Source organism: Chrysiogenia bacterium, assembly GCA_020434085.1.
Taxonomy (GTDB): Bacteria; JAGRBM01; JAGRBM01; order JAGRBM01; family JAGRBM01; genus JAGRBM01.
Window position 1 is genome coordinate 1 of sequence record JAGRBM010000422.1, and the last position, 5273, is coordinate 5273.

Annotated in this window: 5 protein-coding genes; 3 read left to right on the forward strand and 2 right to left on the reverse strand. The window is 63.9% G+C overall.

The features are described 5' to 3' along the window. The 3 genes from KDH09_14425 to KDH09_14435 form a co-directional block, all read left to right on the forward strand. On the forward strand, positions 1–459 hold a 459-nt coding region (locus tag KDH09_14425; GenBank protein ID MCB0220891.1), incomplete at its 5' end, for a sigma-54-dependent Fis family transcriptional regulator. 245 nt (positions 460–704) lie between these two features. Continuing rightward, entirely contained in the window at positions 705–1118 is a 414-nt protein-coding gene (locus KDH09_14430; protein ID MCB0220892.1) for a hypothetical protein, read from the forward strand. 347 nt (positions 1119–1465) lie between these two features. Next, positions 1466–2839 (forward strand): GAF domain-containing protein, encoded by a 1374-nt coding sequence (locus KDH09_14435; protein ID MCB0220893.1) that lies wholly within the window; start codon positions 1466–1468, stop codon positions 2837–2839. Here KDH09_14435 and KDH09_14440 read toward each other — a convergent pair. Continuing rightward, positions 2811–4196, reverse strand: coding sequence for an adenylate/guanylate cyclase domain-containing protein (locus tag KDH09_14440; protein ID MCB0220894.1), 1386 nt, complete (start codon positions 4194–4196; stop codon positions 2811–2813). The two genes, KDH09_14435 and KDH09_14440, sit on opposite strands and share 29 nt — an antisense overlap. 75 nt (positions 4197–4271) lie before the next feature. Next, positions 4272–5225, reverse strand: coding sequence for a hypothetical protein (locus KDH09_14445; protein ID MCB0220895.1), 954 nt, complete (start codon positions 5223–5225; stop codon positions 4272–4274). Positions 5226–5273: the final 48 nt, after the last annotated feature.

Below are 5273 nucleotides of genomic sequence, written 5' to 3' on the forward strand. Positions count from 1 at the left end.
GAAGATTTCTACTACCGAATCCGCGTGTTCGAGATCAACCTGCCCCCGCTTCGCGATCGCGTCGAGGACATTCCGCTTCTGATCGACGCTCTGGTTGCCGAATTCGCCCGCACCCGCGGCAAGCCGGTACATGGCCTGACCGGCAACGCGCTCGAACGCCTGTGCCACTATTCGTGGCCGGGCAATGTGCGCGAGTTACGCAACGCAATCGAGCATGGCTTTGTCACCGTCCGCGGCGACCGGATCACGCTCGAGGATCTTCCCCCCGAGCTGCGCGAGGCGGAGGCCGGCGCGCCCGTGCGCCGGCAGCAGGAACCCAGCGAACGCGACCGCATTGTCTCGGCACTTCGTCACTCCCAGGGCAACCGCACCCGCGCGGCCGAGACCCTGGGCATCAGCCGCGTGACGCTCTGGAAGAAGATCGCCAAGTACGAAATCGACGTCGACGCAATCGCCTGAGCGTACACTGACTTGCCGATCTTACCATTCCCAGCGTTAACCCCTTAACACTCGAGCTTAACGGTTAATGCTCCGCCTTAACCCCGAAACACCCTATGTTCAACGTATAGATCAGGTTGATCCCCAGGTTTGGCGTACAGCGAGACTGTGACCGACTTGCGATGTGCGCCTGCTCACACTTTTTCTCCGCGGCTGGCACCGGAATTGCTTTTCAGTCCAGCGCGGGCGGACAAGGTGAAGACGGCATGACAGCGATTTCGGTGGCGGCAACAGGCTTTGAGACGACACAGCTCCTCGGCGACCCGGGCCGCGGCATTGCTGTTCTGGTTGATCCGCCCGCGAACCCCGGGCCCTGGCTCCTTGAAGCCGCGCGGCAGGACCTGCGCATCCGCCATGTCATCCTCACCGGACAGGTCGATCCAAACCTTCTCGGATATCGAGGGGTTATCGCAGAAACCGGCGCCCAGCTCTACCTGGGCGGACCGCTCGAATGCGACCTGCCCGCGCTGCGGCTCATTGCCGGAGACGTGCTGGAGTTCGGGTGCCTGCGCATCACCATCGAGCATGCCGGCCCCCACGCGGTGCAGCTCTGCCTGAGCTGCACCAACAAATCCGTAAGGGAATGCACTTCAGTATTCACAAACGACGCACCACGTTAACGTAGGTTTGGCACGCGACATGCTTTAGTTAATCGGTAGGACGGCGCTGAAACGAGAGACAACGAATCACCGCCGCCCCCTCGAGACCAGATCACGATTTCGAGGCCGCTAGGATGGAAGCTAAGTCCAGTTCCCCGCCCGATCGACTAGCCCCGTCTTGGCGGCCTCTATTTTTTGGTGCCTTGTATTTTCAGTCCAGACACTAGTTCCGATCGCAGCTTGCCTCACTCCATCCCGGATGCGTACACTTTCCCTGAACGTGCACTGCTGAATCCCACACCCCGACAATCCACCACTTTCTCGGTAGTGACTCGTTTCTGCGGACGGGGACTTTTGGAGTGGTGGTTGTGTCTGCATCAACCCTCAGAGCTGCGCGTGCGGCAACGCGATCGCCCCTCGACCTGAGCGACGAGCGCGAGAGCGAAACCAGCAGCGAACTGGAGCGATTCCATCGCCACCAGGCGGCGCTCTTTGCTCTGGCACGCAGCAACCGCGACGAGCCCCGCACCCTAGACGAGCGATTCGACGAGATCGTTGAAACCGCGGCCCGCACCCTCGAAGTAGAACGCGTGGGTGTCTGGCTGTTTTCCGAAGACCGCACGCAGATCGAGGCACGCGCCTACTTCCGCCTCTCCGCCGGGGAACTCTCCCGCGGGGCGACCCTGCAGGCGGCCGACTACCCCGCCTACTTCAAGGCCCTGGAGACCAACCGGCTCATCGCCGCCCACCACGCGGCGACCGACCCGCGCACCTGCGAGTTTACTGAGAGTTACCTGCGCCCCAATTCGATCAGCGCCATGCTGGATTCCCCCATCGTTCTGGAAGGAAGGATCATGGGAGTCATCTGCCACGAACACGTGGGTGTGGCCCGCCGCTGGCGCATTGACGAGCAGGTACTCGCCGCGTCCTTTGCCGACGTGGCCGCGCTGGCCATGGCAGACTGGCAGCGCGAGCGCGCCGACCAGGAGCACCGAGAGCTCGAACGCAAGATGCACGAAGCGCAGCGCCTCGAGAGCGTGGGCTTTCTCACCAGCAAGATCGCGCACGATTTCAACAACCTGCTGCTTCCCATTTCAGGCTGGGCGGATCTGCTTCTTCTCAACCCCGCAGACGAGGACAACATTCACGAAGGCGCCGGCGTCATCAAGGATGCCGCGCGCCGGGCCAGCGCGCTGGTCAAGGAACTGCTGCGCTACGCCGAGCAGGGCGCGCCCGAATTGGAGCGCATCTCCCTGTGCGAGAGCGTGCAGCAGATCGCCTCGCTGCTGCGGATGCTGGTGCCGGTGATCATCGACCTGCAACTCGACACCTGCGGGCAGGATTTGCCCGTCATGGGCAGTCGAATCCAGCTCCAGCAGATTGCGCTGAACCTGGTGGCCAACTCCGCCCATGCCATCGGCGAGAATCCGGGCACGATCCAGGTTTCCTGGCGTCAGGCAGGCGCTCCGCTGAGTCTGCCCGCCGATCTCTCCGAGGAGTCACAAAAGGCGCTCACCAGCGGCCCGGTGGCCCTGCTCGAAGTGCGCGACGATGGATGCGGGATGGACGAGCAGACGCGCCGTTCGGTGTTCACGCCGTTCTTTACGACCAAGGGAAGCGGCCACGGGCTGGGCCTTGCCGCCGTCGCCGGCATCGTCGAAGCCCACCACGGCGCCATTACGTGTCGCAGCACGCCCGGACAGGGCACGACCTTCAGCGTGTATCTTCCGATGGCGCAGTAGCATCGGCCTCGATCTCGTAGACTTTCACCGGATAGTGAATGCCCTTGACCTGGATCTCGCCGCGCGGGGTGCAGGCGATCTCGTCATGGACGAGCCCCCACGTGGCGTGGGAGATGAGCACCTTGCCCGGCGTGCACTGGGATTCGAGCCGCGCGGCCAGGTTCACCTGTGTCCCAATGGCCGTGTAGTCCATGCGCCCCTCCGAGCCGAAGTCGCCGACCGTGGCCGCGCCGGTGTTGATGCCCACGCGAATCTCGAAGGGAGTCTGGATTCCGCTCTCGTACCATTTCTTCGAGAGCTCCCCCATTCTGGCCTGCATGGCAAGCGCCATGCGCACTGCGCGCAGCGCCTGTTCCTTTTCTTCCATGGGCTCGGGCGCACCGAAGAAGATGACCACCGCGTCGCCCACGAACTTGTCGATCGTGCCCCCAAAGCTCTCGGCAATGTCGGACATCTCCGTGAGGTATTCGTTGAGCAGCTCGGAGAGCTTTTCCGACTCGAGCTGGTCGGCCGTCTCGGTAAAGCCACGGATGTCGGAGAAGAACAGGGTGAGCGTGCGGCGCACGTAGCGTTCTTTCTCGCTGTAACGACCATCGAGGATCTGATCGGCAAGCTGCGCGGGCACGTAGCGACGGATCATGTCCATGGCGTGGGAGAGCTGCTGCTGGGCGCGCGCCAGGTCGTCCTCGCGGCGGTGCCAGCGGTGAAAAATGTAACCGAAGGCGCTGGCGCTGACGACGCATCCGCCGATGGCCCCGATCCACGTGCGCACCAGCCAGGCCGCGTCGGGCTGGACCATACCCGCGCCGCCGGCAACGAGCGTCCGGTATACCGGCGCATAGGGGATCACGCCGTGATAGGCCGCCACGTCGGCGCCGATCAACGATCCGAAGCACAGAACCGAACTCACAAGAGTCGGCGTCCACCCGAAGATCAGCACCCCGCCGATCAGGCCGCCGATCGTCGCAAAACCCAGAAAATACGTGGTCGTAGGTCCCCACCCATAACAGAGCATCGATGTGGTGAGCGCATAGAGAGTGCAGGCTGCAAAAGGGAAGAAGTCGCTGTCGGGCCAGACCTTGCGCAGTGCCAGTGCGAGCAACGTGAGCACAACCCAGCCGCGGATGATCCAGGTCAGACATTCCGCAACCAGCAGGGTGAAATCCCAGACCGCGGTGGCCTCGTGCGGGCGCGACATGATTTCCTGGTACCACACGTAGTGGCCCACGGAGAGAAGCGGCCAGAGCAGCAGGGTAAGGAAGAGACAGCGATCGGCCTGGCTTCGCTCGAGGGGATTGCCCACCCACTCGAAGAAGCGCGACAGTGGGTTTTCCCGGCTCGCTGGAGATTCACTCAAGACTTCACACTTCCCATCCCCGCAAGAAGTGTAGCCGCAAGGGGCGCGTGCGTCTTGCGCGCAGGTGGATGCGGTTTACTCGCTGCAGGAGAGTACGGCGCCAAGCGCTTTTGCAGCGCCCTTCAGGCGGTGGCTCACCTCGCCCACGGGCAGGGAGAGTTCCTGCTCATAGCGCACGTCGCTCTCGCCCAGCACTTTGAGATGCAGGGTGCGCTCGATGCCCTCGCCCCGGTAGCTGCCAGTGAGCAGTTCCTCGCCCTTGGAGAGCCTGGCGGCAACGCGCAGGCATTCGTCGCTCTTGCAGAGCGCGGCCTTGTCCTTGCTCAGGCTCACCTCGCGCACGCGCGCGCACTTGTTTTCCAGCAGGTCGTAGAGCAGCAGGGTCTGGAGGGCGCCGGCGAATTCGGCGCCCTGCTCATTCGCATCGAAGGGAATGTAGGCCAGCGGGCGGCCGGTCTTTTCAGAGGGCGCGCGCACCGGTTCGTGATAGCGCGCGGCCAGCGCCACGATGCGCCGCTCTTCGGCGCCGGCCACCATGACGCGGGTTTCCTTGGCCTCGATGAGCTGGTTGGCGAGTTCAAGCGCCACTGCGCGCGCCAGCTCGCCGCGCACCTGCTCCTCGTCTCCAAAGAGCGCGTCCTTGTAGTAGGGCCAGGGAGCGCTAGTTGCCGTCGTGCTCGCTTCTTTTCCGGTGAGCACCGCGCGCACCTTCTCGGGAGTTCCGGCCGCGCCAAGCGCGCCGCTCATCGTCACCTTGAGCGTCGCTTCAACCTTGGGCGCGTCCGCGGGCAGGACGACAAAGCCGCCCTGGGAGAGCGCAGTCTCAAGCTCGCTCTTCAGGCGCGAGGCAAACTGCCCCACCCCTGCGCGCTCACCCTCGGCGCGCGCGTCCTTGTCGGCGACCGCCACGGAGATTGCCAGCCCGCCCGAGGGCAGGCGCTCATTGGTAAAGATCGGGACCCCGCGCACCCCCGCACAGGCGGAGACAAGCGCGGCGAAAATAACTGCAACGGCAATGTGCTTCTTCATAGGTGGCAATGATGCGGCAAACCGGCGAGCGGGGCAAGTGCCCGGCTA